The 25759-nt window shown below is 71.2% G+C and carries 22 protein-coding genes and 1 pseudogene; 15 read left to right on the top strand and 8 right to left on the bottom strand.

Annotated features, from left to right (window positions below; translation table 11 throughout):
- Positions 1-9 precede the first annotated feature (9 nt).
- The 6 genes from QSK45_RS22165 to QSK45_RS22140 all read left to right on the top strand — a co-directional run bounded on the left by QSK45_RS22165 (position 10) and on the right by QSK45_RS22140 (position 5543).
- Positions 10-927, top strand: coding sequence for a GHMP family kinase ATP-binding protein (locus QSK45_RS22165; protein WP_285559516.1), 918 nt, complete (start codon positions 10-12; stop codon positions 925-927).
- 2 nt (positions 928-929) lie between these two features.
- Positions 930-3227 carry a pyridoxal-phosphate dependent enzyme gene (locus QSK45_RS22160; RefSeq protein WP_285559515.1) on the top strand — a complete coding sequence of 766 codons (2298 nt, stop codon included), beginning with the start codon at positions 930-932 and terminating at the stop codon, positions 3225-3227.
- A 342-nt stretch (positions 3228-3569) separates the two neighbouring features.
- Positions 3570-3956: a CPCC family cysteine-rich protein gene (locus QSK45_RS22155; protein WP_285559514.1), complete on the top strand. Its 387-nt coding sequence runs from the start codon at positions 3570-3572 to the stop codon at positions 3954-3956.
- Positions 3953-4684: a HEAT repeat domain-containing protein gene (locus QSK45_RS22150; RefSeq protein WP_285559513.1), complete on the top strand. Its 732-nt coding sequence runs from the start codon at positions 3953-3955 to the stop codon at positions 4682-4684. Before QSK45_RS22155 ends, QSK45_RS22150 begins: the two co-directional genes overlap by 4 nt.
- Before the next feature lie 236 nt (positions 4685-4920).
- Positions 4921-5061 carry a hypothetical protein gene (locus tag QSK45_RS38590; protein WP_490993599.1) on the top strand — a complete coding sequence of 47 codons (141 nt, stop codon included), beginning with the start codon at positions 4921-4923 and terminating at the stop codon, positions 5059-5061.
- A gap of 332 nt (positions 5062-5393) precedes the next feature.
- Positions 5394-5543, top strand: coding sequence for a hypothetical protein (locus QSK45_RS22140; RefSeq protein WP_285559512.1), 150 nt, complete (start codon positions 5394-5396; stop codon positions 5541-5543).
- A gap of 1171 nt (positions 5544-6714) precedes the next feature.
- Here QSK45_RS22140 and QSK45_RS22135 read toward each other — a convergent pair.
- Together QSK45_RS22135 and ychF are read right to left on the bottom strand one after the other, a co-directional pair.
- Positions 6715-6960: pseudogene (locus QSK45_RS22135) on the bottom strand (relaxase/mobilization nuclease domain-containing protein); the annotation flags it as partial.
- A 149-nt stretch (positions 6961-7109) separates the two neighbouring features.
- Positions 7110-8198, bottom strand: coding sequence for a redox-regulated ATPase YchF (gene ychF, locus QSK45_RS22130; protein WP_285559510.1), 1089 nt, complete (start codon positions 8196-8198; stop codon positions 7110-7112).
- Between the two features lie 189 nt (positions 8199-8387).
- Between ychF and QSK45_RS22125 the strand changes: the two genes are divergently transcribed.
- Positions 8388-8927 carry a DUF6542 domain-containing protein gene (locus tag QSK45_RS22125; protein WP_285559509.1) on the top strand — a complete coding sequence of 180 codons (540 nt, stop codon included), beginning with the start codon at positions 8388-8390 and terminating at the stop codon, positions 8925-8927.
- 537 nt (positions 8928-9464) lie between these two features.
- Here the strand turns inward: QSK45_RS22125 and ppgK are convergent.
- The gene (gene ppgK / locus QSK45_RS22120; protein WP_285559508.1) at positions 9465-10211 is read right to left on the bottom strand and encodes a polyphosphate--glucose phosphotransferase; all 747 of its coding nucleotides are present in this window, start codon (positions 10209-10211) and stop codon (positions 9465-9467) included.
- Positions 10212-10260: 49 nt separating this feature from the next.
- Positions 10261-11268 carry a 4-hydroxy-3-methylbut-2-enyl diphosphate reductase gene (locus QSK45_RS22115; protein WP_285559506.1) on the bottom strand — a complete coding sequence of 336 codons (1008 nt, stop codon included), beginning with the start codon at positions 11266-11268 and terminating at the stop codon, positions 10261-10263.
- A gap of 92 nt (positions 11269-11360) precedes the next feature.
- Between QSK45_RS22115 and xseA the strand changes: the two genes are divergently transcribed.
- The 3 genes from xseA to QSK45_RS22100 all read left to right on the top strand — a co-directional run bounded on the left by xseA (position 11361) and on the right by QSK45_RS22100 (position 13518).
- The gene (gene xseA, locus QSK45_RS22110) at positions 11361-12569 is read left to right on the top strand and encodes an exodeoxyribonuclease VII large subunit (protein WP_285559504.1); all 1209 of its coding nucleotides are present in this window, start codon (positions 11361-11363) and stop codon (positions 12567-12569) included.
- The gene (locus tag QSK45_RS22105) at positions 12566-12796 is read left to right on the top strand and encodes an exodeoxyribonuclease VII small subunit (RefSeq protein ID WP_285559502.1); all 231 of its coding nucleotides are present in this window, start codon (positions 12566-12568) and stop codon (positions 12794-12796) included. The genes xseA and QSK45_RS22105 overlap by 4 nt, the downstream gene beginning before the upstream one ends.
- A 131-nt stretch (positions 12797-12927) precedes the next feature.
- A complete protein-coding gene (locus tag QSK45_RS22100; protein WP_285559500.1) occupies positions 12928-13518 on the top strand; it encodes a malonic semialdehyde reductase in 591 nt (196 codons plus the stop codon).
- Positions 13519-13611: 93 nt separating this feature from the next.
- Here the strand turns inward: QSK45_RS22100 and QSK45_RS22095 are convergent, their stop codons facing one another.
- The gene (locus QSK45_RS22095; RefSeq protein WP_285559498.1) at positions 13612-14154 is read right to left on the bottom strand and encodes a DUF4245 domain-containing protein; all 543 of its coding nucleotides are present in this window, start codon (positions 14152-14154) and stop codon (positions 13612-13614) included.
- A 126-nt stretch (positions 14155-14280) separates the two neighbouring features.
- Between QSK45_RS22095 and glpX the strand changes: the two genes are divergently transcribed.
- Positions 14281-15315, top strand: a complete 1035-nt coding sequence (gene glpX / locus QSK45_RS22090) for a class II fructose-bisphosphatase (RefSeq protein WP_285559496.1) — start codon at positions 14281-14283, stop codon at positions 15313-15315.
- Between the two features lie 96 nt (positions 15316-15411).
- On the opposite strand, the gene QSK45_RS22085 is transcribed toward glpX, so the two are convergent.
- Positions 15412-15789 carry a WhiB family transcriptional regulator gene (locus QSK45_RS22085; RefSeq protein ID WP_285559494.1) on the bottom strand — a complete coding sequence of 126 codons (378 nt, stop codon included), beginning with the start codon at positions 15787-15789 and terminating at the stop codon, positions 15412-15414.
- A gap of 119 nt (positions 15790-15908) precedes the next feature.
- Positions 15909-16607: a DUF1707 SHOCT-like domain-containing protein gene (locus tag QSK45_RS22080; protein WP_285559493.1), complete on the bottom strand. Its 699-nt coding sequence runs from the start codon at positions 16605-16607 to the stop codon at positions 15909-15911.
- 200 nt (positions 16608-16807) lie between these two features.
- Between QSK45_RS22080 and QSK45_RS22075 the strand changes: the two genes are divergently transcribed.
- From QSK45_RS22075 to QSK45_RS22060, 4 genes are all read left to right on the top strand, one after another.
- Positions 16808-18502, top strand: coding sequence for a fumarate hydratase (locus tag QSK45_RS22075; protein ID WP_285559492.1), 1695 nt, complete (start codon positions 16808-16810; stop codon positions 18500-18502).
- Between the two features lie 75 nt (positions 18503-18577).
- Positions 18578-19963: a class II fumarate hydratase gene (locus tag QSK45_RS22070; protein WP_285559491.1), complete on the top strand. Its 1386-nt coding sequence runs from the start codon at positions 18578-18580 to the stop codon at positions 19961-19963.
- Positions 19964-20056: 93 nt separating this feature from the next.
- A complete protein-coding gene (fomD, locus tag QSK45_RS22065) occupies positions 20057-20746 on the top strand; it encodes a cytidylyl-2-hydroxypropylphosphonate hydrolase (protein WP_285559489.1) in 690 nt (229 codons plus the stop codon).
- 296 nt (positions 20747-21042) lie between these two features.
- Positions 21043-23136 (top strand): SpoIIE family protein phosphatase, encoded by a 2094-nt coding sequence (locus QSK45_RS22060; RefSeq protein WP_285559487.1) that lies wholly within the window; start codon positions 21043-21045, stop codon positions 23134-23136.
- Between the two features lie 53 nt (positions 23137-23189).
- Here QSK45_RS22060 and QSK45_RS22055 read toward each other — a convergent pair whose 3' ends face one another.
- A complete protein-coding gene (locus QSK45_RS22055) occupies positions 23190-25562 on the bottom strand; it encodes a transglycosylase domain-containing protein (protein ID WP_285559486.1) in 2373 nt (790 codons plus the stop codon).
- Positions 25563-25759: the final 197 nt, after the last annotated feature.

The following is a 25759-nucleotide window of genomic DNA, read 5'->3' as shown; positions in this document are numbered from 1 at the left end:
TCGGTCGGTGTGGCCCAGGGCACCGGCCGGTCGTTCGGCACATTCGGAGAGCTGCTGCAGGGCACCGTCCACTCCGGACAGCACTTCATGGTGACCTGCCCTGTGGCGGCGTGGAGCACCGCGACCTTCCGGTACGAGCCCGACGCCGCGGGTGTCGAGGTGCGCCCCGTCCACAAGTGGAAGGCCGCGCGCGTCGCGATGTCGGCGCTGCGTCTCGCGGGCCTGCGCGGCGGCGGTCACCTGACGGTCCACAGTGAGTTGCCGGAGGGGAAGGGGCTGGCCAGCTCGTCGGCGGACCTGGTCGCCACCGCCCGCGCCGTCGCGGCCGCGGTCGGAACCCGTTTCCGCGCCGAGGACATCGAGTCTCTGATGCGGGGGATCGAACCGTCCGACGGCGTGATGTACGACGAGATCGTCGACTTCGACCACCGCAACGTGCGCGTGCGGGAAAGGCTGGGCGCCCTGCCGTCCATGATCATCGTCGCGCACGACGAAGGCGGCCAGGTCGACACGGTGCGCTACAACGGGGCCGCGAGAGCCCACACCGACGAGGAACGCCGCGAGTACGGCCGCCTGCTGACGACGCTCGGTGCCGCGGTACGTGACGGTGATCTGGCGGAGGTCGGGCGAGTCGCCACCCGCAGCGCCGAGCTCAACGCCCGCCTGAACCCACGCCGCTTCCTGGACGAGTTGCGGCGGCTGTCCGGGGACATCGGGGCCCTGGGCGTCGTGTGCGCGCACAGCGGAACGGTGCTCGGCATCCTGATCGACCACGCCGACCCCGATGCCGCGGCCAAGACCGAGGCGGCCCTGGCCGGCTGCGCCGCGCTGCCCGGTACGACCGCCGTCTACCGGTCGCTCGGGCATGAGGACGACGACTGGAGCCGCCTGGGTGCCCTCCACCTGACCCATCACCAGAGGATGTGACGATGCTCTTTCAGTCCGCTCGCGACATGATCGGGCACACCCCGCTCGTGCGCCTCGCGCTCGACGTACCCGACGGCACCGAGGTGTACGCGAAGCTGGAACTCGCCAACCCGTTCGCCATGAAGGACCGGGTGGCCAAGAGCGTGGTGGAGGAGGCACGCCGCATCGGCGCGCTCAAGCCGGGGGCGCCGATCGTGGAGAGCTCGTCCGGGACGTTGGCCCTCGGCGTGGCCCTGGTGGGGCGAACCCTGGGACATCCGGTCCACATCGTGACCGATCCCCGGATCGACCCCGTCACCCTGGCGAAACTTCGCTGCCTGGACGCGCGCGTCCACATGGTGCGGTCGATGACCGGACAGGGCTGGCAGTCCGCCAGGCTGGAGCGTCTCGCCGAGTTGATGCGGGACCTGCCGGGGGCGTTCTGGCCGCGTCAGTACAGCAATCCGGACAACCCGCGTGCCTACCGGCCACTCGCGGAGGAGTTGATCGACGACCTCGGGACCGTCGACATCCTGGTCGGCGCGGTCGGTTCGGGCGGCTCCCTGTGCGGTTCGACCCGCGAGTTGCGCAAGACCTTCCCGAGCTTGCGATCGGTCGGCGTCGACTGCGTCGGGAGCGCGCTGTTCGATCAGCCGGACTGCCCCGGCCGGCTCCAGAGCGGCCTGGGCAACAGCCTCTCGCCCCACAATCTGGACCGCGACGTCATCGACGAGGTGCACTGGCTCAACGATCACGAGGCGTTCGCCGCGACCAGGGCCCTGGTACGGGAACAGGGCATCTTCGCGGGCAACACGTCCGGCTCGGTGTATCGCGTGCTCACCGAGGTCGCCGCTCGCGCGACGCCGGGCAGCCGGATCGTCGGAATCTTCCCCGACCGGGGCGATCGCTACATCGACACCGTCTACAGCGACGAGTACTGGGACGAACACGGCGTGTCCGACCTCCCCGTGGCCACCGAGTCCCGGCTGGTCGCATACGGCACCGCGGTGACCCAATGGTCGCGTGCCGCTCTTCCGCGGGCCGGCAAGGCGGGCAAGTTCCTGATCTTCATCGAGTCCAACACGACCGGTACGGGGATGGAGGCGCTGCGCACCGCGCGCGAACTGGGGCTGCGTCCGGTGCTGATCACCGGTGACCCCGGGCGGTACGCCGGACTCGACGAGACCGGGAGTGAGACCGTCGTCTGCGACACGAACTCGCGCGCGGAGCTGCGCACCGTGATCCAGGAACGCTTCCCCCGCCAGAGCATCGCCGGAGTGACCACCACCAGCGACTTCTACGTGCCCGTCACCGCGGAGTTGAGCGAGTGGCTCGACCTGCCCGGCAACTCGGCCGACTCGGTCGCCGCCTGCCGGAACAAGGACGTGACCCGTGGTGTCCTCTGGGCGGCGGGGATCGGGCAACCCGCCTACGCCGTGGTCACCGACGTCGACGAGGTCGCCAAGGCCGTCGCCGAGATCGGACTGCCCTGTGTGGTCAAGCCGTCCGACGACTCGGGCTCGAACAACGTCAGGCTCTGCACCGATCTCGACGAGGCCAGGGAAACGGCCTCGCGCATCCTCGCGGTGCGTACGAACGTCCGGGGGCAGCCGACCGCCCGAACCGTCTTGGTGGAGGAGTTCGTCCAGGGCGACGAGTACAGCGTGGAGACGTTCACCCAGGACGGCGTCACCACCTGCATCGGCGTGACCGCCAAGTCCGTCACCGCCGGGCCGTGCTTCGTCGAGACCGGGCACGTCTTCCCCGCGCCGCTGCCTGCCGGTGCCGCGAGCGAGTTGGCCGAGACCGTGATCGCCGCGCTCGGGGCGGTGGGCTGGCGCTCGGGCGCCGTCCACACCGAGGTCAAGCTCACCGCGTCCGGCCCGCGCGTGCTGGAGATCAACCCGCGACTGGCAGGTGGCATGATCCCGGAGCTGATCCGGCAGGCGGTCGGTTCCGATCTGCTGGAACAGCAACTCCGCGCCGCGACGGGCCTGCCGGTGGACCTCACGGCCACGCGCGACGGTTACGCCGCGATCCGGTTCCTGCTGCCGGACCGCGCGGGCGTGCTCGGCGGCGTGGAGGGCGTCGAGGAGGCGTCGGCCACGCCCGGCGTCACCAGGGTCGTCGTGACGGCGCGCCCGGGTGCCGCGGTTAAACCGGCCGAGAACGCCTACGGGCGCATCGGTTACATCATCGCCGCGGGCGATACCCCCGCGATGGTCACACGGGCGCTCGACACCGCGCGGGACCGTATCCGCATATGCGTCGACGAGGAGTCGGCCCATGGCGGGGGCCGCGGTGATCGAGCCGTGCGGTGACACCTCCGCCCTCCCGCGGAGGAAACGCGTCAGGGCGATGAGCGAGACGCCCTGACGCGCACCCGGGCGACACCATGACGGTCGTCTTCGCCGCTCACCAAGCCCGCGGGGCGGCCGTGCCATGTCCGCTTTCCCCGCGCGTCGAGGGGGGAATGCCCGCGAGCTGATCGTGACCTGCGGCGGAGCCCCGTACAGGGCTCCGACCTGGGGCTTCCTGGTTGGCATACGTTGGCTCCCGACGGCCGTTTACGGGTGTCCTGCGGACTGGCTGCGGACCGGCCGGGGGTCCCGGGGCGGAGAAATCCATGGCACACGGGCGGGACCTGCAACGAAACTGCGCAGGTGAGCGACTCCTACCCCTGCCCGTGCTGCGGGCACCGCGTGCTGGACGAGATGCCCGGCTCGTACGAGATCTGTCCCGTCTGCTTCTGGGAGGACGACAGGGTCCAGTTCCGCTGGCCGACCATGGCCGGCGGGGCGAACAAGGTCTCCCTGATCGAGGCCCAGCGCAACTACCAGGACTTCGGCGCCTGCGACCAGCACGGTCGGCAGTACGTGCGCCGGCCGGTCGAGGACGAGCCACTCGACCCTGCCTGGCGCCCCATCGACCTGACACGCGACTCCTTCGAGGACTGGGAAGCCGAGGACCGCGCCCCGTGGCCCGACGACAGCTCGGTGCTCTGCTGGTGGCTTCCCACTTTCTGGCGCCGGGACCACTCCCCGTCATGACCTCCCGCATCGAGACGCTCGTCCGGCAGCTCGACGGCAAGGCCGACGAGTCCTACGACGCCCGCGCGGAGCTGATCTGGATCGGCGCCTACGCCATACCCGCCGTCGTCAACGGCCTGCCTTCCCTCGGCGGCTTCGGCCAGCTGACCGCCATCGAGGTCTTCGAGGAGGTGGGCGATCCCCGTTGCGGCCCCGCTCTCATCGGCCTGCTGGACAGCGACAATCCGACCGTCCGCGAATGGGCGGCCATGGCCCTGGCGAGCCTGGAGATCGACGGCGCCATCGAGCCCCTGCGCCGCGCCTATCGCGCCTGCCTGGAACGGGCGACCCCACCGGACTGGACCGAGCCCGTCGGCATCCGCTGGGCCCTGACCGAACTCGGCGCACGCACCCTCGTCGTCCCGCCGCTCACCGCGCGCCTACGACCCACCACGGCGGACAACACCCCCGGCTGGCCTTCAGCCCACTTCACCGAGATCATCAACGACCTGGCCAACCACGCCCAGGTGATCCTCTACTCCCCATTCTGGAGAGTGGATGCCGGCGGCACATACGGCGTCTCCGGCCCCGCCCTGGCCTGGGAACTCGACTGGACCGCGCCCTGGGAGCACCTGGTCGAGGAGTCCCGCACCTGGTCCCTGCTGGAAGCCTCCGAAGCCCCCGTCGGCAGCAACATCTTCGTCACCCCCACCTGGATCGACCGCACCGACCTGTACCCGGAGAGGTGACCGATGCCGTTCCAGCACCCCGAGGAGGTCGGCTACGGCTACGTGATCGAGCGCTACGCGGCAAGGAAGGACTCGGGCCACGCGCGCTGCCTCGTCCTGAAAAGTGGTCGATTCCCGCGGCCCGAGTGGTCTCACGGCGAACGTCTATCCCCAGCAGGCAGATGCAGATTGGATCACCCACACCTGCCCGTCCGCTCCTTCACGCCCCAACTGTCGGCGGTCGGGGCGACGATCAGATGACCGCGACCGTCGACGTCGGATTCCTCGGGAGTCCGCTGTGCCGGCCTGTTCTCGCCGCCGTCGTGGACCTCGATCCGCAGCTCCTCGTCGAGGGACTCGACGCGGACGAGGACGAGGCGCCCCAGGGCACCCCGTGAAGCACGGCGTTGGTGACGAGCTCCGAGGTGCACAGCCGCATGTCGTCGAGGCGGCTCGTCTCACCCCATTCGGTCAGCGTGGCGGCGACGAAGTCGCGAGCGGTACCCGGCGTGGTCCGGCGGTGGGGGAACAGCGTGGTGCGGTGCCGACTCGTTCCCGGAAAGAGATCTGAACCGGTGACTGATGCCGAACGATCGCGCGAGGCGATCTCGGGTCGGGACGAGGTGCTGGGAGTCTTCGGCTTCCCTGCGGCCAAGCAGTTCGCTTACGCCGGAACGACCCTCTTGGCCATGGGCGGGCAGGAACGCGTCCACCGCCTGTCATTGCCCACATGGCTTCTTACCGCGCCTGGGCGGACCAGCGCGACGTGTCCTTCGACGCGACTATCGACCGCGCCCGCACGCTGGTGGCCGACCACATTGCCCGGCACGGAGCGTACGAGATCACCTGCCTCGGCGGCATCCTCGTTTGCCGCCGGTGAGATCACCCCTGTGGGGGCCAGGGTCCGTCGAGCAGGCGCCGTGCCTCCTCGACGATCGAGTCCGCCAGGGGTTCCCGGTCGCCGCGTCGGATCGCCGCCCAGTCGTTGTATGCCTCGGTCTTGTCGACGAGCGGCCTGAGCGTCTGCGGCCGGGCCAAAGCGCCCCACCCTTCGTACGTGATCAGGTCACCGCCGGCGCCGGGGGCCAGGCTGCCTTTCACGATCAGCCGGAGCCACCAGCGGACGAGTTCCCAGCGAGCCACTTCCCAGGCGAGGCCGGTGGTGTCGGCCGGGAGGTCCTGGAGCAGGCCCAGTTCGTCCAGCACCTGGTCGAACAGCACGTCGGCCTGCTCGTGCTCCGAGCGTGACAGGCCGGCGAGGAGGGGGAGGGACTCCGTCCCGACGTCGAGAACCAGGGCCGTGAGGCCAGCTTCGATGAGCTGCTCTGGGTGGTGCCGACGGCCGATCAGGCGTTCCAGGGCCAGCATCCTGATGCAGTCGACGGCCTCCTGCGCGCTCCTGGCGTACGGCGTGAACGGCGTGGGCAGGGAGACGTTCACGCCCGGACCGCCCTCGACGAAGTACGACCAGAAGTCGACGGTCGCGTGAGCGAGGAGGCCGTTCGACCGGCCGGCGAATTCGTGCTGGATGTAGTCGGTGAGGTCGCTCCCGTACAGGATGATGTCGGTCTGGTAGACGGACAGGACAGGGTGCCCGTACTCGCCCGCCGTGCCTGGCAGGTAGCGGTGTCCGTAGACCGGGACCAGCTGCGGCACGCTCTCCAGCTCGGTCCTCGCGACGTGCAGTGCCCCGGATATCTCCGCCGGCCTCGACGGCCAGGCGGGATGCCAGAACCCGTTGTGCTCCACGTCGAAGAGCACGCCATCCATCGGCCACGCCAGTCGCCCGGCCAAGTCCTCGGGGTCGGCGTTGCGCCAGTCGGGCCACCCCGACGAGCCATGCGGGAGACCGGCGGAGAGGAAGACGCGGTGGTCGGCCGCGAAGGTGAAGCCAAACCGTGTTTCGACCGCGTCGAGTTCCTGCTCGGTGAGCCCCGGTCCGATCTCGGTTCGGAGCATGCGCTGAAGGGCACGGGCGGTGTCCAGGGTCAGTCGTGGGGTCGACGGCGTGTTCACCTCTGCCAGCGTAGTCAGCGGTACGGCCGCACACGCCAGACCGCGGCACTCGGCTCGGGCCCGTTGTCCGTCGTGGTGGGTGCGGGGGCGGCGACCGTCGGCGCGGACGGTGGTGGCCATGATGTGGATGTGGTCGTCGGCGTGCCGCACGGCGATCCACCGACATGCCTTGTCGTCGCCTTCGGGGGCGATGCCGGCAGCGTGATCGATGCGGCGCGGCATCTCGGCCCACTCGGCGTCGGCGAGGTAGCGGGCGCGGTGCGGACCGGGCAGTGCCAGACGTTCCGCCGATGCCCAGCCGCAGGTCGACGAAGCGGCGTAGCCGCTCCCCCGCGCGCTGACGACGTCAGCACGCTGCGGACTCTGCGCGGACCGCGAAAAGCCGCCCAACCCGCTGTGCAGCAGGTCAGACGGCCTTTCGCCGGACGTATCAGACGTTGAAGCGGAACTCCACCACATCCCCGTCCTGCATCACATAGTCCTTCCCCTCCATCCGCGCCTTGCCCTTGGCGCGGGCCTCGGCGACGGAGCCGGTGGCGAGGAGGTCGGAGAAGGAGATGACCTCGGCCTTGATGAAGCCCTTCTGGAAGTCGGTGTGGATGACACCGGCGGCCTCGGGGGCGGTGGCGCCCTTCTTGATGGTCCAGGCGCGGGATTCCTTGGGGCCGGCCGTGAGGTAGGTCTGCAGGCCGAGGGTCTTGAAGCCGACGCGGGCGAGGGTGGCGAGGCCCGGCTCGTCCTGGCCGACGGACTGGAGCAGTTCGAGTGCCTCGTCCTCGTCCAGCTCGGCGAGGTCGGCCTCCAGCTTGGCGTTCAGGAAGATCGCCTCGGCGGGGGCGACCAGCGCGCGCTGCTCGTTCTTGAAGTCCTCGTCGATCAGCTCGTCCTCGTCCACGTTGAAGACGTAGAGGAACGGCTTGGTGGTCAGCAGGTGCAGGTCGTGCAGCGGCTCGGACCGCTCGGTGCCCTGGACGATGCCGTGCGCGAAGAGCGTGTCGCCCTTCTCCAGGATCTCCTTCGCCTCCTCGACCGCCTTGACCTTCGGCGCGACGTCCTTCTTGATCCGGGACTCCTTCTGGAGCCGCGGCAGGACCTTCTCGATGGTCTGCAGGTCGGCGAGGATCAGCTCGGTGTTGATCGTCTCGATGTCGTCCTTGGGCGAGACCTTGCCGTCGACATGGACGACGTTCTCGTCCTTGAACGCGCGGATCACCTGGCAGATCGCGTCCGACTCGCGGATGTTCGCGAGGAACTTGTTGCCCAGGCCCTCGCCCTCGGAGGCGCCGCGCACGATGCCGGCGATGTCCACGAAGTCGACCGTGGCCGGAAGGATGCGCTCGGAGCCGAAGATCGAGGCCAGCTGGGCCAGCCGGCCGTCGGGGACACCGACGACGCCGACGTTGGGCTCGATCGTGGCGAACGGGTAGTTGGCCGCCAGCACGTCGTTCTTGGTCAGGGCGTTGAACAGGGTCGACTTGCCGACATTGGGCAGGCCGACGATTCCGATCGTGAGCGACACGTTGCGACTTCCCGTGGATGAGAGGGCCAGGAGCTGGGGGCTGCCAGGCCCTAGGAGGACACTGGCCGATCCACCAGTCTACGGCGTTCCGCGCGCCCGCCTCCCAGGAGCGTCGCCCACCCGGCCAACGTCCGTCCGTCGGCGTGTCTGGGAGCTGATTGGGCACATAAACAGACCTAAGTTGGTCCAATGGAGCAGCACAGAACGCGACCCCCGAACGACGGACGGCGACGCGGCAACCCGCCTCACGCCCATCTGCCGCCGCAGGCCCGGCGCCGCTCGCCCGGACCGGCGGGGCGCGGCGCGGGACAGCCGCGGCCGGCCCGGTCGGTGCCGTCCGGCCCGCGGCTGCCGGGACCCCGGCTCACCGGGCTCGGCGGGGGGCTGTTCTGCGTCGCCGCGATGTTCCTCCTCGGCTGCCTGGACCAGCTGCTGCTCGACGGCGCGCTGACGGTGTACGGCGTGCTGTTCCTGCCCGTGTGCGTGCTGACCGCGATGTGGGTGCGCGCCGGGGACGTGCTGACCGCGCCCGTCGCCCTGCCCATCGCCTTCGCGACCGGGCTGCTCGTGGTCTCCGACGGGCGCGAGGGGCTGCTCGGCCGCCTGATGGGCCTGGCGACCGGGCTGGCCACCCAGGCCGGCTGGCTGTACGGGGGGACACTGATCGCCGGGGTGATCGTGCTCGTACGACGGGTGCGGTGGGTAAGGCGGCGCAGGCGCCACCACTGAGCGGCCGCCGAGTGCCGCGGGAGTGCCGAGGTGATGCGGGGTACGACTCCCCGTACGACTCCTCGCCGCCCCTGGCCACGACCGCCGCACCACCCCGCGCTGGTCCGCCACGACCGCCGGGCCACTCCTCACACGGACCCCGGGACATCCCGGCCCCCGCCGGCCGTCCGCCACGACCGCCGGGCCACTCCTCGCCACCCCTCGCCACAACCGCCGAGCCGCCCCGCGCACGCCGCCGCACCACCCCGCGCTGGTCCGCCACGACCGCCGGGCCGCTCCTCACGCGGACCCCGGGGCATCCCGGCCCCCGCCGGCCGTCGGCCGCGACCGCCGTGCCGCCCGCCCCCCCACACACCGCCAGCCGCGAACGCCGAGCCGCCCACACGCACCGCCGGGACGAGCCACGCCCGTCCACCACGACCGCCGAGGCCCCTCGCGCCGCCGACCACGCCCCCGCGCCCCCGTCGGCCGCCGCTGCCGAAGCGCCGGTCCCGTGTGCGGGCCGCGAGCGCCGCCGGGACGAGCCACGACCGTCCGCTACGACTGCTGGGCCGCCCTCATCGCCGCCCCCACGATTCCCGCGTTGTTCTGGAGCTGGGCGGGGACGATCTCGGCCTTGACGCCCTTGATGTGGTGCAGGAACTTGTCGGACTTGCGGCTGACGCCGCCGCCGATGATGAACAGCTCGGGCGAGAACAGCATCTCCACGTGCGCCAGGTACTTCTGGACGCGGCGCGCCCACTGCTCCCAGCTCAGGCCCTGGTCCTCCTTGGCCTTGCTGGATGCCTTGTGCTCGGCGTCGTGGCCGCCCAGTTCCAGGTGGCCCAGTTCGGTGTTGGGGACCAGGACACCGTCCACGAAGACGGCGCTGCCGATGCCGGTGCCGAAGGTGAGCAGGATGACCGTGCCCCTGCGGTCGCGGCCCGCGCCGAACTGCATCTCGGCGACGCCCGCCGCGTCGGCGTCGTTGACCACGGTCACCGGCAGGCCGCCCAGTCGGCCGCCGAACAGGGCGCGCGCGTCGGTGTCGATCCAGCTCTTGTCGACATTGGCCGCCGTACGCACCATGGCGCCGCCGGTGACCACTCCGGGGAAGGTCAGGCCCACGGGGCCGGTCCAGCCGAAGTGGTCGACGACCTGCCTCACCCCGTCGGCCACGCCGTCGGGCGTCGCCGGGTGCGGGGTGAGCACCTTGCAGCGCTCCTGGGCGAGGTCGCCCCTGTCGAGGTCCACAGGGGCGCCCTTGATCCCGGATCCGCCGATGTCCACACCGAAGATCTGCATGGCCCCACGTTACGACGAGCCACTGACGGTCACGCCAGGGAAGCGGCGATCACGCCTCGGCTGCGCCCGATCCGCCGCGCTCGGCCACCAGGTTCGCCGCCTCTTCGCGCAGGTCGCGGCGGAGCTCCTTGGGCAGCGAGAAGGTGATGGACTCCTCGGCGGTCTTGACGATCTCCACGTCCGCGTAGCCGCGCTCGGCGAGCCATTCCAGGACCTGCTCGACCAGCACGTCCGGGACGGAGGCGCCGGAGGTGACACCGACCGTGGTCACGCCCTCCAGCCAGCTCTCGTCGATCTCGTGGGCGAAGTCCACCAGGTGCGCGTCGCGGGCGCCGGCCAGCTTCGCGACCTCGACCAGGCGCTTGGAGTTGGAGGAGTTGCGCGAGCCGACGACGATGACCAGGTCGGAATCGGCGCCCATCTGCTTCACCGCGAGCTGGCGGTTCTGCGTGGCGTAGCAGATGTCGTCGCTCGGCGGGGAGACGAGGCCCGGGAACTTGGCCTTCAGGGCGTCGACGGTCTCCATCGTCTCGTCCACGGAGAGGGTGGTCTGGGACAGCCACACGACCCGCTCGGGGTCGCGGACCTCGACCTTGGCCACGTCCTCGGGGCCGTCGACCAGCTGGATGTGGTCGGGGGCCTCGCCGGAGGTGCCGATGACCTCCTCGTGGCCCTCGTGGCCGATGAGGAGGATGTCGTAGTCCTCGCCCGCGTACCGGACGGCTTCCTTGTGGACCTTGGTGACCAGCGGGCAGGTGGCGTCGATGGTGGCGAGGCGCCCCTGCGCGGCCTCCTCGTGGACGACGGGGGCGACGCCGTGGGCCGAGAACATGACGATGTTGCCCGGGGGCACCTCGTCCGTGCGCTCGACGAAGACGGCGCCCTTCTTCTCCAGGGTCTGCACGACGTACTTGTTGTGGACGATCTCGTGCCGGACGTAGATCGGGGCGCCGTACTGCTCCAGGGCCTTCTCGACGGCGATCACGGCGCGGTCCACGCCGGCGCAGTAGCCTCGGGGGGCGGCGAGCAGGACACGGCGGCGAGGCGAAGCGGTCATGGGTCCATCGTAGGGGGCGCGCCGGTGCGCCGGGATCAGCTGCCGGCGGCGGGGCCGGCGTCCGTGTCGGTGCCGCCCATTACGCTCGGCGCATGGCTTTGAAGACGACCCCTGAGGCGCCCCTGCCGGTCGGTGAGGTCTCCCGGCTGATCGGGGGATGGATCGACCGGCTGGGCGCGGTGTGGGTCGAGGGGCAGATCACGCAGTTGTCGCGGCGGCCGGGCGCCGGTGTCGTGTTCCTGACGCTGCGGGACCCGTCGTACGACATCTCGGTCAGCGTGACCTGCTACCGGCAGGTGTTCGACTCCGTCGCGGACGTCGTCGGCGAGGGCGCCCGCGTCCTCGTGCTGGCCAAGCCCGAGTGGTACGCGCCGCGGGGCCAGCTCTCCCTGCGCGCCGCCGAGATGAGGCCGGTCGGCGTCGGCGAGCTGCTGGCCCGGCTGGAGCGGCTGAAGAAGTCGCTCGCGGCCGAGGGGCTGTTCGCGGCGGAGCGCAAGAAGCCGCTGCCGTTCCTGCCGCAGCTGATCGGCCTGGTCTGCGGCCGCGCCTCCGCCGCGGAGCGGGACGTGCTGGAGAACGCGCGGCACCGCTGGCCCGCCGTCCGCTTCGAGGTGCGCAACGTGCCCGTGCAGGGCGTGCACGCCGTCCCGCAGGTCGTCCAGGCGGTGAAGGAGCTGGACGAGCTCCCGGACGTGGACGTCATCGTCGTCGCCCGCGGCGGCGGCAGCGTCGAGGACCTGCTGCCGTTCTCCGACGAGCAGCTGGTGCGGGCGGTGGCGGCCTGCCGTACTCCCGTCGTGTCCGCGATCGGGCACGAGCCGGACAGTCCGCTGCTCGACCTCGTCGCCGATCTGCGCGCCTCCACCCCGACCGACGCGGCCAAGAAGGTCGTACCGGACGTGGGCGAGGAGCTGGAGCGGGTGCGGATGCTGCGGGACCGCGCCCGGCGCTGTGTCAGCGCGCTGCTGGAGCGCGAGGAGCGGGGCCTGGCGCACGCGCTGGCCCGGCCCGCGATGGAGGATCCGCACCGGATGCTCGACGAGCGCGCCGATCACGTGACCTCCCTGGTCGAGCGGAGCCGGCGCACCCTCGGCCATCTGCTGGACCGCGCGGACTCGGAGCTGACGCACACACGCGCGCGCGTGGTCGCCCTCTCCCCCGCGGCCACGCTGAGACGCGGCTACGCGGTGCTGCAGCGGTCCGACGGGCACGTGGTGCGCGATCCGGGCGAGGTGAGCGAGGGCGAGGCGCTGCGTGCGCGCGTCGCCGACGGAGAATTCACGGTGAAGGTGGGCGAATGACCGGCAGGACGGAAGAGACCCTCTCGTACGAGCAGGCGCGGGACGAGCTGATCGAGGTCGTACGGCGGCTGGAGGCGGGCGGCAGCTCGCTGGAGGAGTCCCTGGCGCTGTGGGAGCGCGGCGAGGAGCTGGCCAAGGTGTGCCGGCGCTGGCTGGAGGGGGCGCGGGCCCGCCTGGACGCGGCGCTCGCCGAGGAGGGGGCGGAAGACACGGAGGCCGAGCGGTAGGGCCGGCGCCGGGGCTGTGGGCTGGATCACCGCAGCCCCGATTTTGTTGAACTTTAAACCTCATGGGGCGTAGGGTCATGCCGTCAGCAGCGGTCCCGGAGCGGACCGTACGCATCCCCGAGGAAGCCACGATGTCTCTCGTTCTTGACCCCGCCGCCCAGGACCTGCTGTTCCGCGAGGCCCGCACCGCGAACACCTTCACCGACGAGCCGGTGACCGAGGAGCAGGTCCGGGCGATCTACGACCTGGTCAAGTACGGCCCGACCGCCTTCAACCAGACCCCGCTGCGCGTCACCCTGGTCCGCTCCCCCGAGGCCCGCGAGCGCCTGGTGCGGCACATGGCCGAGGGCAACCGGGCCAAGACCGCCGGCGCCCCGCTGGTCGCGATCCTCTCCGCGGACAACGAGTTCCACGAGGAGCTGCCGACCCTGTTCCCGGCCTTCCCCGCGGCCAAGGACGCCTTCTTCTCCGAGCGACCGGTCCGTGAGGGCTCGGCCGCGCTGAACGCCGCGTTGCAGGCCGCCTACTTCATCGTCGGCGTGCGCGCCGCGGGTCTGGCCGCCGGCCCGATGACCGGGTTCGACCCGGAGGGCCTGCGCAAGGAGTTCCTGGACGACGACCACACCCCGCTGATGGTGGTCAACATCGGCAAGCCGGGTCCGGACGCGTCGTACCCGCGTTCCCCGCGTCTCGCGTACGAGGACGTCATCACGACCGTCTGAGTCCGGGCCCCCGCGCACGACGGGAAGGGGCCCCGGCGGCACCGGGGGCCCCTTCCCGTCGTGCGCGGAGCCCCGGCGCGCGGGGTCCGGGTGTCACGACGCGGAGGTCTTCGGCATCTCCAGCGCCGACGCCATCTTCGTCAGCTCGGTGAACGACGCGGTGCCGGCGACCACGGTGGTCGAGCCGGGCGTGCCCTCCAGGACGAGGGCGTCGTAGCGGCCGCCGGTGTAGCGGGTCCAGGTACGGCCGCCGATCCGCTCGGTCCGCTTGGTCGCCCTGGCGCCCTGGCTGGCCTGGTCGATGAAGGAGGCCCGCTTCTGCGCCGACTGCTCGATCTGGACATACTGGGCGTCAGGGGTCTGGAAACCCAGGTGCCAGTAGTCGCCGTTCGCGCCGTCGTAGCTCACGGAGGTGGCCTTCCAGGCGTCGGACAGTCCCTCGGGCCCCGCCACCGGATAGCTCGCCGCCCGGCGGGCCGTCAGCAGCTCGACCCGGTAGTCGACCCGCTTGAGGTCGGGAGCGTGATTGTCGTGCGGGATGGCGAGGAAGTAGACGACCGCCGCCGCGATGCCGATCAGGGCCAGGGAGAGAATCATGTCCCGGGCCGTCTTCTGCTTGCCGTTCGAACCTGCCACGTCCCTATCGTCGCAGGTGCCTCAAGCGCTCATCCGTGGGGTCCCCTGCTCATTTTGTCTGCCTAACGATAGAGTCATGGCCAAGACCCTCATCCGGCCGTCGCCGTATCAGAAAGGTGCGCCCCGATGACCGAAAATCATCACTTGCCCTCCGAACTCGATGTTCCTGCCGAGGCTCCCGACCGCAACCTCGCCCTGGAACTCGTCCGGGTGACCGAAGCCGCGGCGATGGCCGCCGGCCGCTGGGTGGGTCGCGGCGACAAGAACGGCGCCGACGGCGCCGCGGTGCGTGCCATGCGGTCCCTCGTCTCCACCGTGTCGATGAACGGCGTCGTCGTCATCGGCGAGGGCGAGAAGGACGAGGCGCCGATGCTCTTCAACGGGGAGCACATCGGTGACGGCACCGGCCCCGAGGTCGACATCGCCGTCGACCCGATCGACGGCACCACGCTGACCGCCAAGGGCATGCCGAACGCGATCGCCGTCCTGGCCGCCGCCGAGCGCGGCGCCATGTTCGACCCGTCCGCCGTGTTCTACATGGACAAACTGGTCACCGGCCCCGAGGCCGCGGACTTCGTGGACATCGACGCGCCGGTCGCCGTGAACATCAGGCGCATCGCCAAGGCGAAGAAGGCCACGCCGGAGGACGTCACCGTCGTCATCCTGGACCGGCCCCGGCACGAGGGCCTGATCAAGGAGGTCCGCGACGCCGGCGCCCGCATCAAGCTGATCTCCGACGGCGATGTCGCCGGGTCCGTCTACGCGCTGCGCGAGGGCACGGGCGTGGACCTGCTGCTCGGCATCGGCGGCACGCCGGAGGGCATCATCTCGGCCTGTGCCGTGAAGTGCCTGGGCGGCACGATCCAGGGCAAGCTCTGGCCCAAGGACGACGAGGAGCGGCAGCGGGCGATCGACGCCGGGCACGACCTCGACCGGGTGCTCACGACGGACGACCTGGTGGCCGGGGAGAACGTGTTCTTCGTCGCCACGGGCATCACCGACGGCGAGCTGCTGCGGGGTGTGCGGTACCGGTCGGAGACCGCGCTCACCGAGTCGATCGTGATGCGGTCGAAGTCCGGCACGGTGCGGCGGATCGACTCCGAGCACCGGCTGAGCAAGCTGCGGGCCTACAGCGCGATCGATTTCGAGCGAGCCAAGTAGGTCGAGCAGCGCGAGCGCCCCCTGTGCGGAGGGGGCGCTTCTGCTTTCCGGGCGGCGTCGGCCCGCGCCGCGCCCCCGCCCCGCTTCCCGGACGCGCTAGCCGGCTATGCGCTCCTGCGCCGTCACCCGCGCCGCCTTCTTCAGGTCCAGTTCGCGGCGGCGGCGCCGGGCGAGGACCACGCGGCGTTCGGCCGCCGTCAGGCCGCCCCAGACGCCGTAGGGCTCGGGCTGGAGGAGGGCGTGTTCGCGGCACTCGACCATGACCGGACAGCGGGCGCAGACGCGCTTGGCCGCCTCCTCGCGGGACAGCCGGGCGGCGGTCGGCTCCTTGGACGGGGCGAAGAACAGGCTCGCCTCGTCGCGGCGGCACACGGCCTCGGTGTGCCAGGGTGCGTCCTGGTCCCTCTCCCGCGCTGGCACCCGCTGGGCCGGTACGGCAGCTACCTGCAGGGACGAATGCGGCGGTTGCAGCACGGGTCTACTCCTGACGACGGCTTCGCGAGCGAGAGACGATGCAGCAAGGCCTACCCGCTGTACGCGCGCCTATGCACTGCGTTCCCAACCGCCCGCGATCGCCGGGGAGTTCACGACCGTCAACGGTCCAGGCGTTTGCGCAACCTCCGCTCGACCTTGTCCTGGACCCGCTCCAGGATGTCCGAGACGAGCTTGCCGCGCCTGGGCCGGGCCTCCACGTTGCCGAGCACGGCCCAGCCGTCGACGTAGACCACCGGCGCGTCGGTCTCGGCCGAGTCCAGGGCGGCCACCTCGAAGTTGCCGAGGACGCCGCCACCGTTGCCGCGCAGCGACACGTTCTCCGGGACGCGGATCTGGATGTCGCCGAAGACGGAGACCGCCCTGATCACGACCTGCTGGTACTCGAAGATCGCCTCGCTGAGGTCGATCTCGACGCTGCCGAAGACCGCGTACGCGTGCAGCCGGCGCCCGGCGCGCCGGCGGCCGCGGCGCACCGCGCTGCTGAGGACGGCCACCACGTTGGCGTCGGACTCGGCGGGTATGTCGTCCGTGGGGCGCGGCGGCGCGGGGGCGTACCCGGGGCCGGAGGGGCGCTGGTGGGCGGCCGGCAGGTCCTGGATGAAGACCTCCAGCTCGCCGACCGTCTTCGCGCTCAGCACGCCGTCCACGCGCTCGGCGTGTTCGTCGGCGGTGAGCCGGCCCTCGGCGAGGGCCTCGCGGAGGATGTCGGCGACCCGGTCGCGGTCGGCGTCCGAGGCGCGCAGTGCGGCGACGCTCGCGGTGGCGTCCTGGGTACGGGCGGGCTTCTGAAGGTCCACGGCACCAGACTACCGAAACGCGATAGATCGCGACTAGGGGTGTGGAGGACCCGGGGCGTGTCGGAACGGCGGCCCCGCCGGGTCCCGGCCCACGGCCACTGAGCCTTACCTCACAGGTTCGCCGTCGGTGGCAGGTTCTACGCTGGTGGGGCCCGCCAGCGTCGGCGGGCACCGTCCGTCAGAGTGAGGAATGGGCTGAGATGCCGCGTAGTTCCCAACCACCCCGCCCAGCGTTCGCGTACACCGATCTGCTCCCCCAGGGAGAGGACACCACGCCGTACCGCCTGGTGACGTCCGAGGGCGTCTCCACGGTCGAGGGGCCCGACGGGCGGACGTTCCTCAAGGTGGAGCCGGAGGCGCTGCGCAAGCTGGCGGAGGAGGCCATCCACGACATCCAGCACTACCTGCGCCCGGCCCACCTCGCCCAGCTGCGCCGCATCATCGACGACCCCGAGGCGTCCGCGAACGACAAGTTCGTCGCCCTGGACCTGCTGAAGAACGCGAACATCGCGGCGGCGGGCGTGCTGCCGATGTGCCAGGACACCGGCACCGCGATCGTCATGGGCAAGCGCGGGCAGAACGTCCTCACCGAAGGCGAGGACGAGAAGCACCTCTCGCGCGGCATCTACGACGCCTACACCAAGCTCAACCTGCGCTACTCGCAGATGGCTCCGCTCACCATGTGGGAGGAGAAGAACACCGGCTCCAACCTGCCCGCGCAGATCGAGCTGTACGCGACGGACGGCGGCGCCTACAAGTTCCTGGTCATGGCGAAGGGCGGCGGCTCGGCCAACAAGTCCTTCCTGTACCAGGAGACCAAGGCCGTGCTGAACGAGGCCTCCATGATGAAGTTCCTGGAGGAGAAGATCCGTTCGCTCGGTACGGCCGCGTGCCCGCCGTACCACCTGGCGATCGTCGTCGGCGGCACCAGCGCGGAGTTCGCGCTCAAGACCGCGAAGTACGCCTCCGCGCACTACCTGGACAACGTGCCGGCCGAGGGTTCCCCGCTCGGCCACGGCTTCCGGGACAAGGAGCTGGAGGAGAAGGTCTTCGAGCTGACCCAGAAGATCGGCATCGGCGCGCAGTTCGGCGGCAAGTACTTCTGCCACGACGTGCGCGTGGTGCGTCTGCCCCGGCACGGCGCGTCCTGCCCGGTCGCCATCGCCGTGTCCTGCTCGGCCGACCGCCAGGCCGTCGCGAAGATCACCGCCGAGGGCGTCTTCCTGGAGCAGCTGGAGACGGACCCGGCGCGCTTCCTGCCGGAGACGACGGACGAGCACCTGGAGTCCGACGGCGACGTCGTCAAGATCGACCTCAACCAGCCGATGGACACGATCCTCGCCGAGCTGACGAAGTACCCGGTCAAGACGCGGCTGTCGCTGACCGGTCCGCTCGTCGTGGCCCGGGACATCGCGCACGCCAAGATCAAGGAACGCCTCGACGCGGGCGAGGAGATGCCGCAGTACCTGAAGGACCACCCGGTGTACTACGCCGGCCCGGCCAAGACGCCCGAGGGGTACGCGTCCGGTTCGTTCGGTCCGACCACGGCCGGCCGGATGGACTCCTACGTGGAGCAGTTCCAGGCGGCGGGCGGTTCCAAGGTGATGCTCGCCAAGGGCAACCGCAGCAAGCAGGTCACCGACGCGTGCGACGCCCACGGCGGCTTCTACCTCGGCTCCATCGGCGGCCCGGCCGCCCGTCTCGCCCAGGACTGCATCAAGAAGGTCGAGGTCCTGGAGTACGAGGAGCTCGGCATGGAGGCCGTCTGGAAGATCGAGGTCGAGGACTTCCCGGCGTTCATCGTCGTGGACGACAAGGGCAACGACTTCTTCCAGGACCCGGCCCCGCAGCCGACGTTCACGTCGATCCCGGTGCGCGGCCCGGGTCTCGTCTGACCCGTACGGGGGTTGGGCCGCGTCCAACGGCCCAACCCCCGGAACAACCCCGCGCCCCCGCCCGCTGTACCCGGTATGAACGAATACCGCATCGAGCACGACTCCATGGGTGAGGTCCGGGTGCCGGCCGGCGCCAAGTGGCGGGCGCAGACGCAGCGGGCCGTGGAGAACTTCCCCGTGTCGGGGCAGCGGATCGAGCGCGCGCACATCGAGGCGCTGGCGCGGATCAAGGCTGCCGCGGCGAAGGTGAACGCGGAACTCGGGGTGCTGGACGAGGACGTCGCCCAGGCGATCCAGGAGGCGGCCGAGGAGGTCGCCCGGGGCGACTGGGACGAGCACTTCCCGGTCGACGTCTTCCAGACCGGTTCGGGCACCTCGTCCAACATGAACACCAACGAGGTCGTCGCGACCCTGGCGAGCGAACGGCTCGGGCGCCCGGTGCATCCGAACGACCACGTCAACGCCTCCCAGTCGTCCAACGACGTCTTCCCCTCCTCCCTCCACATCGCCGCCACCGCCGCCGTCACCCACGACCTGATCCCGGCCCTCGACCACCTCGCCGCCGCGCTGGAGCGCAAGAGCGCGGAGTTCGCCGACGTGGTGAAGTCGGGCCGCACGCATCTGATGGACGCCACGCCCGTGACGCTGGGCCAGGAGTTCGGCGGGTACGCGGCCCAGGTGCGCTACGGCGTCGAGCGGCTGCGCGCCTCGCTGCCCCGGCTGGCCGAGCTGCCGCTGGGCGGCACCGCCGTGGGCACCGGCATCAACACCCCGCCCGGGTTCTCCGCGGCCGTCATCGAGGAGGTCGCCCGCGTCACCGGGCTGCCGCTGACCGAGGCCCGCGACCACTTCGAGGCGCAGGGCGCCCGGGACGGCGTCGTGGAGACCAGCGGGCAGCTGCGGACCATCGCGGTCGGGCTGACGAAGATCGCCAACGATCTGCGCTGGATGGCGTCCGGCCCGCGCACCGGCCTGGCCGAGATCCGGCTGCCCGACCTCCAGCCGGGCTCCTCGATCATGCCGGGCAAGGTCAACCCGGTGGTGCCGGAGGCCGTGCTGATGGTCGCCGCGCAGGTCGTCGGCAACGACGCCACGATCGCCACCGCGGGCGCCGCCGGGAACTTCGAGCTGAACGTGATGCTCCCGGTCATCGCCAAGAACGTCCTGGAATCGATCCGGCTGCTCGCCAACGTCACCCGGCTGCTGGCCGACCGCACCGTCGACGGCATCACCGCGGACCGCGAACGCGCCCGCGAGTACGCCGAGTCGTCGCCGTCCGTCGTCACCCCGCTGAACAAGTACATCGGGTACGAGGAGGCCGCGAAGGTCGCCAAGCAGGCGCTCGCGCAGCGCAAGACGATCCGTCAGGTGGTGCTGGAGGGCGGGTACGTGGAACGCGGCGAGCTGACCGTCCGGCAACTGGACGAGGCGCTGGACGTGCTGCGGATGACGCGTCCCTAGGCCCCGCCGGCCTTTCCGGCCACCGCGCACGCGCACGGGGGAACCGTGACCCGCGCCGCAGCGCCCGCCCCGCCCGGCACCTAATATCTGCCCATGAAGGACGACGGAACGATGCGGCGAGCGGCGGCGGGACCTGCGGCGTACTGGGCGCCCGGGACTCAGATCCTGTGGCGTTACCGGGAGAACGGCGGGACACGGTTCCACATCGTGCGCCCCGTCACCGTCGTACGCGACGACGCCGAACTGCTCGCCGTGTGGCTGGCCCCCGGCACCGAGTGCGTGAAGCCGGCCCTGGCCGACGGCACGCCGGTGCACCGCGAGCCGCTGGAGTCCCGCTACACCAAGCCCCGCACGGTACGGCGGGACCGCTGGCTCGGCACCGGCGTGCTGAAGCTGGCCCAGCCGGGCACCCCCTGGTCGGTGTGGCTGTTCTGGGAGCCGGGCTGGCGGTTCAAGAACTGGTACGTCAACCTGGAGGAGCCGCTGGCCCGTTGGGCGGGCGGAGTGGACTCCGAGGACCACTTCCTGGACATCGACGTGCGCCCGGACCGCAGTTGGCACTGGCGGGACGAGGACGAGTTCGCCCAGGCGCAGCGGGACGGGCTGATGACCGCGGAGACCGCCGGACGGGTCCGGGCGGCCGGGCGGGCGGCGGTCTCCGCGATCCAGGCCTGGGGGCCGCCGTTCTCGGAAGGCTGGCCGGGGTGGCGACCGGACGAGTCCTGGGCGGTACCGTCACTCCCCGAGGACTGGGACCGTACGCCCGCGCACGTGTCCTCATGAGACTCTTGATGCGCCCCCGGGCGAGAAACGTAGGATCGTCCTCCGCAAGGGCGCTTCGGAGCGACAACTTCCGGGGCAAGCGCCGGGCTTGACCGATCGTCACCGAGGGGCGGCAGGGACGTGAACGAGGGGTATCAGGGCGGCACCGCCGGGCGCGCCGGCCTCGCCGGTGGCACGGGAACATCCTCCGAGCGCGCGCGAAATCCGTTCCCTGGACATGTATTGCGGGTATCGGGACTTCTGCGGGACCAATCGCGCGCCCAGCGCGGGGTCCCGGACGGATGGATGCGACACGCGTGACGGAGCAGCCCACCTCTTTCGAGCGCCCCCAGCCGGGCGCCGACCCCGCGGACGGCCGCGGGGCGCTCGTGCGTGCCCAGGAACCGGTCGGCACCCCCGCCTTACCCGTGCAGGCACGGGCGGACGGGACGCCCTGCGGACCGGGTACGGCCGCCTCGTGCGGCCAGCCAATGGACGGCAAGGGGAAGGAGCCCCCAGTCAACGGCCCGGAGCACTCCCAACCCGCCACCGCGGACGCCGGCGCGACCCATCGCCCGCGCCCCGCGGAGGCCATTCCGCCGCAGCCCGGCGCCGACCAGGAGCGGACGCCGGGCGGCCCCGAGCGCCGTACCGGACGGGGTCTGCCACCGGGGCGGCCGATGCCCATGCGGCGCGACGGGGACCGGCTCAGGTTCGTCGGCGCGGCCACCCGGCGGATCGCCCGCGGCCTCGACCTGGACGAGATCGTGATGGGTCTGTGCCGGGCCACGGTGCCGACGTTCTCGGACGCGATCCTCGTCTATCTGCGCGACCCGCTGCCCGTCGGCGACGAACGGCCCACCGGGCCCGTCGTGCTGCGGCTGCGCCGCACCGACCGCATACCGGAGGAGCGGGACACCGACGGTGTCCTGCTGCCCGGCGTGTTCGAGCCCGAGCCCGAGCCGGTCGCGCTCGCGGAGCTGTCCTCGCTGACCACCGAACTGTGCGAGGTGCGCCCCGGCGGCGCGCTGAACGAGGTGCTGCGCGGGGTGCGCCCCGTGTTCGCGGACGCGCCCGCGGCCAGGGCCGCACTGCCCGAGCTGCTCGGCGACGGCGCGGAGGCGCTCGTACCGTCCGGGCAGCACGCGATCCTCGCCCCGCTGCGCGGCCGGCGCCGGGTGATCGGCGCGGCCCTGTTCCTGCGCCGCCCCGAGCGGCTCGCGTTCGAGACGGACGACCTGCTGGTGGCCGCGCAGCTGGCCACGCACAGCGCGCTCGGCATCGACAAGGCTGTGCTGTACGGCCGTGAGGCCTACATCGCCGACGAGTTGCAGCGCACCATGCTGCCCGAGACCCTGCCCCGCCCGACCGGGGTGCGGCTCGCCTCGCGGTACCTGCCCGCGGCGGAGACCGCGCGGGTGGGCGGCGACTGGTACGACGCGATCCCGCTGCCCGGCAGCCGGGTCGCGCTGGTCGTCGGCGATGTGATGGGCCACTCCATGACCTCGGCCGCGATCATGGGCCAGCTGCGCACCACCGCGCAGACGCTGGCCGGGCTCGATCTGCCGCCGCAGGAGGTGCTGCACCACCTGGACGAGCAGGCGCAGCGGCTCGGGACCGACCGCATGGCGACCTGCCTGTACGCCGTCTACGACCCGGTCACGCACCGCATCACGATCGCCAACGCCGGCCATCCGCCGCCCGTGCTGCTGCACCTGGGCGGGCGGGCCGAGGTGCTGCGGGTGCCGCCGGGCGCGCCGATCGGCGTCGGCGGGGTGGACTTCGAGGCGGTCGAACTGGACGCGCCGGCCGGGGCCACGCTGCTGCTGTACACCGACGGCCTGGTGGAGTCCCGGCTGCGGGACGTGTGGACGGGCATAGAGCAGCTGCGCGAACGGCTGGCCGCCACCGCGCAGTTGACCGGTCCGGACCATCCGCCGCCGCTGGAGGCGCTGTGCGACGAGGTCCTCGACATGCTCGGGCCCGGCGACCGGGACGACGACATCGCGCTGCTCGCGGCCCGCTTCGACGGGATCGCGCCGAGCGATGTGGCGTACTGGACGCTGGAGCCGGAGGACTCGGCGCCGGGCCAGGCCCGCAGGCTGGCCCGGCGCGCGCTCGCCCGCTGGGACATGGAGGACCTCAGCGACTCCGTGGAGCTGCTGGTCAGCGAGGTCGTGACGAACGCCGTACGGTACGCGTCCCGGCCGGTGACGCTGCGGCTGCTGCGCACGCATGTACTGCGCTGCGAGGTCGGCGACGACGTGCCCCAGCTGCCGCGGCTGCGGCAGGCACGGGCCACGGACGAGGGGGGCCGCGGCCTGTACCTGGTCAACAAGCTGGCCCGCCGGTGGGGCGCGACGCGGCTGAGCACCGGCAAGGTGGTGTGGTTCGAGCTGCACCGCGGCTGACCACGACGCCGAGGGCGCCCGGTGGTGAACCGGGCGCCCTCCGCTCGTGTCCGCTACGGCTGCTGCTGATCCTGCCGCTGGGGTCTGCCGAGCTGGAGCGGGTTCGGATCCGTCGGACCGCCCGTCGGGGGCTGCGTCGACGGGGACTGCGACGGGGACTGGGTCGGCGTCTGGGACGGGCTCTGGGTCGGCGTCCGGCTCGGCGACTGGGTCGGGGAGGTGGACGTGGACGGCGTACTCGACGGGGACTGCGAGGGCGACTGGGACGGGCTCCGGCTGGGGCTGGTCGTGGGCGTCGGCGTCTCGACGGCGGCGCCCTGGGAGGTGTTCAGGTCGAACGTGGCCGCGTGGGTGACACCGAACGTGTACGACGCCCAGATCTGCGCCGGGGGGCCGCCGCCGTTGACGCGGCCACCGCCCATCAGGCCGTTGAGGGTCACGTGGTCCCCCTTCCTGACCGTCCCGCCGTCGCAGCCGGGGCCGCCCGCCTTGGCCGCCTCGCCGAACAGGCCGACGGAGGTGACCAGGTCGGGCGTGTACCCGGTGAACCAGGCGGAGCGGTCGCAGTCGGACGTACCGGTCTTGCCCGCCACCTGCTGGCCGGCACGCAGCGGGTTGTTCGCGACGGTCCTGCTGGCCGTACCGTCGTCCACCACGCCCGTCAGCACGGACGTCACGCTGTCCGCGGTCGTGCGGCTGATCACCGGGCCGCCGATCGGGTCGGCGATGTCGGCCCTGCGGTCCTTCTGCTCGGCCGCCTTCAGGATGGACGGTGTGACCTTGTAGCCGTGGTTGTCGAAGGTGGCGTAGATCCCGGCCATCTCCAGCGGGCTCGCGCCCATCGAGCCGAGCGTCTGGGCGGGCACGGCCTGCATGCCCGTGGTGTCCATGCCGAGTTCCTTGGCCGTGCTCATCACCTTGCCCATGCCCACGTCGACACCCATCTGCGCGAAGACGGAGTTGACGGAGTCGTTCATGGCCTTCTGGACGGTGATGTTCCCGTAGTCGGCGTCGTCCTCGTTCGGCGGGCCGAAGCCCACCTTGCCGCCGTGGTCGACGACCTGGCGGCCGCTGGTGCCGTCGTACACCGTGTCGGCGTTGATCGGCTTGCCGTCCTGGGTGACGGAGCCCTGCTGGAGCGCGGCGGCGAAGATGACCGGCTTGAAGGTGGAGGCGGGCTGGTAGTCGGTGCGGGTCGCGTTGTTGTAGTAGTGCTTGAAGTAGTCCTGGCCACCGTAGAGGGCGACGATCCTGCCCGTCCTCGGGTCCACCGAGACCGCGCCCGCCTGCACGTCGGCGTCGGCCCGGCGCTGCTTGGGGGCGAGCCTGCCGGTCAGCTGCTCCTTGACCGCGGCCTCCAGCGCGGCCTGCTTCTTCTTGTCGATGTTGAGGGTGATGGTCCAGCCGCGGTCGACCACCTGCTGGACGGCGTCCTTGTGGCTGATGCCCTCCTGCGCCACCAGCCGGTCCTCCAGCTGCTGGTTGGCCAGCTCGACCAGGTAGCCCTTCGTGCCCTGCTCACCGGGGGTGCCCTTGGGCTCCTTGGGCTGGGGGAACTTCATGGCCTGCCGCTTGCCCGCGTCCAGCCAGTGCTGCTTGACCATGTTGTCCAGGACGTAGTTCCAGCGCGCCTGGACGAGCCGTTTGCCGGTGGGGGTCGCCACCGCCCAGTCGTACTGGCTCGGCGCCTGGAGCAGCGCGGCGAGGTACGCGCCCTGCTCGACGGTGAGCTTCTGGGCGTCGGTGCGGTAGTAGGCCTGCGCGGCGGCCTGGATGCCGTACGCGCCGCGGCCGTAGTAGCTGGTGTTGATGTACCCGGCGAGGATGTCGCTCTTGGACTTCTTCTGGTCGACCTTCAGGGAGATGACCATCTCCTTGAGCTTGCGGGTGACCGTCTGGTCCTGGTTCAGGTAGTAGTTCTTGACGTACTGCTGGGTGATGGTGGAACCGCCCTGGGTGCCCCGGCCCATCGCCGTGTTGTACAGACCGCGGGCCAGGCCCTTGAGGTCGACACCGGAGTCGGTGTAGAAGCTCTTGTTCTCGGCCGCGACGAAGGTGTGCTGCACGTCCAGCGGAACCTTGTCCAGGTCGACGCTCTCGCGGTTGGTCGTGCCGACGCGGGCGAGCAGGGTGCCGTCGCTGTACTTGTAGACGTTGCTCTCCTGCTTGGCGAGGTCGTTGCCCGCCGGGATGTCCACCAGCGTGTACGCGGCGGCGAAGCCGCCTATGCACAGCAGGCACAGCCCGAAGAACGTGCCGAGGATCTTCTTCCAGGAGAAGATCCGGCGCAGGAGGCTCTTGCGGGGCTTGCCCCCGGGAGCGAGGCCGGCCGAGCCGTGGCCGGCCTCGGGTATCGAGCGGCGACGCTGGGGCGCCGCGCGGTGGCCGCCGCGCTGTCGCGCTCGTCTCTCTTCCGCTCGTCCCATGGGCCCTTCGCTCCGCTTCCGTCTCGGTGGTCAGCTCCGAAAGCTAACACCCGCCTCTATGACAAAGGGCAACCGATCCACTCTTTTACGGACGTGAGAATCAGCACCCGTTCCAAGGGAACCGACGGTTACCGGTGGCCCGGGGTTGCTCGGCGCCGGGAAGCGGATCACCGGCGACCGGCCCGCCGCCGCCATGT

Origin of the sequence: Streptomyces hygroscopicus subsp. hygroscopicus (assembly GCF_030269125.1) — a bacterium.
Classification (GTDB): domain Bacteria; phylum Actinomycetota; class Actinomycetes; order Streptomycetales; family Streptomycetaceae; genus Streptomyces; species Streptomyces hygroscopicus_C.
This window is presented reverse-complemented; position numbering and strand designations above follow the sequence as displayed.